Origin of the sequence: Flavobacterium hydatis (assembly GCF_000737695.1) — a bacterium.
GTDB classification, from domain to species: Bacteria; Bacteroidota; Bacteroidia; order Flavobacteriales; family Flavobacteriaceae; genus Flavobacterium; species Flavobacterium hydatis.
Genome location: NZ_JPRM01000093.1, coordinates 1 through 314, shown reverse-complemented (window position 1 = coordinate 314; position 314 = coordinate 1). Strand labels below are relative to the sequence as shown.

The window sequence follows — 314 nt, the reverse complement described above, 5'->3', positions numbered from 1 at the left end:
GTTAAAGATGCATGTGGTAATACTTCGGACATTTTCACGCAAGTAATAACTATCGAAGATACTACGAAACCAACTTGGACTACTCAGGCAGGAAGTTTGGATATAACTATCCAATGTAGCGATGCTGCTGGATTAACTTCTGCTCAAGCGAATGCTCCTACTGCAACCGATAATTGTGATACTGATGTGACTAATATCGTTAAAACTAGCGGAGTGTTTGTAGCTTCTGAGTCTTGTGGTAATTCTGGAACATACACTAATACTTGGACGGTTAAAGATGCATGTGGTAATACTTCGGACATTTTCACGCAAGT

Annotated in this window: 1 protein-coding gene; it reads left to right on the top strand. The window is 39.8% G+C overall.

Features of this window, described 5'->3' with window-relative positions:
• On the top strand, positions 1-314 hold a 314-nt coding region (locus IW20_RS26530), incomplete at both ends, for an HYR-like domain-containing protein (RefSeq protein WP_035629175.1).